The sequence below is a fragment of the Escherichia sp. WS3063 genome, from assembly GCF_046486595.1.
Classification (GTDB): domain Bacteria; phylum Pseudomonadota; class Gammaproteobacteria; order Enterobacterales; family Enterobacteriaceae; genus Escherichia; species Escherichia coli.
Genome location: NZ_JBJQKY010000069.1, coordinates 1 through 1,189, shown reverse-complemented (window position 1 = coordinate 1,189; position 1,189 = coordinate 1). Strand labels below are relative to the sequence as shown.

The window sequence follows — 1,189 nt, the reverse complement described above, 5'->3', positions numbered from 1 at the left end:
GAAACATCTTCGGGTTGTGAGGTTAAGCGACTAAGCGTACACGGTGGATGCCCTGGCAGTCAGAGGCGATGAAGGACGTGCTAATCTGCGATAAGCGTCGGTAAGGTGATATGAACCGTTATAACCGGCGATTTCCGAATGGGGAAACCCAGTGTGATTCGTCACACTATCATTAACTGAATCCATAGGTTAATGAGGCGAACCGGGGGAACTGAAACATCTAAGTACCCCGAGGAAAAGAAATCAACCGAGATTCCCCCAGTAGCGGCGAGCGAACGGGGAGGAGCCCAGAGCCTGAATCAGTGTGTGTGTTAGTGGAAGCGTCTGGAAAGGCGCGCGATACAGGGTGACAGCCCCGTACACAAAAATGCACATACTGTGAGCTCGATGAGTAGGGCGGGACACGTGGTATCCTGTCTGAATATGGGGGGACCATCCTCCAAGGCTAAATACTCCTGACTGACCGATAGTGAACCAGTACCGTGAGGGAAAGGCGAAAAGAACCCCGGCGAGGGGAGTGAAAAAGAACCTGAAACCGTGTACGTACAAGCAGTGGGAGCCTCTTAATGGGGTGACTGCGTACCTTTTGTATAATGGGTCAGCGACTTATATTCTGTAGCAAGGTTAACCGAATAGGGGAGCCGAAGGGAAACCGAGTCTTAACTGGGCGTTAAGTTGCAGGGTATAGACCCGAAACCCGGTGATCTAGCCATGGGCAGGTTGAAGGTTGGGTAACACTAACTGGAGGACCGAACCGACTAATGTTGAAAAATTAGCGGATGACTTGTGGCTGGGGGTGAAAGGCCAATCAAACCGGGAGATAGCTGGTTCTCCCCGAAAGCTATTTAGGTAGCGCCTCGTGAATTCATCTCCGGGGGTAGAGCACTGTTTCGGCAAGGGGGTCATCCCGACTTACCAACCCGATGCAAACTGCGAATACCGGAGAATGTTATCACGGGAGACACACGGCGGGTGCTAACGTCCGTCGTGAAGAGGGAAACAACCCAGACCGCCAGCTAAGGTCCCAAAGTCATGGTTAAGTGGGAAACGATGTGGGAAGGCCCAGACAGCCAGGATGTTGGCTTAGAAGCAGCCATCATTTAAAGAAAGCGTAATAGCTCACTGGTCGAGTCGGCCTGCGCGGAAGATGTAACGGGGCTAAACCATGCACCGAAGCTGCGGCAGCGAC

At 52.6% G+C, this 1,189-nt stretch carries 1 rRNA gene; it reads left to right on the top strand.

The annotated features are described in order from the left end of the window. Nucleotides 1-20: 20 nt before the first annotated feature. Nucleotides 21-1,189 (top strand): 23S ribosomal RNA (locus ACJHYW_RS25195); the annotation flags it as partial.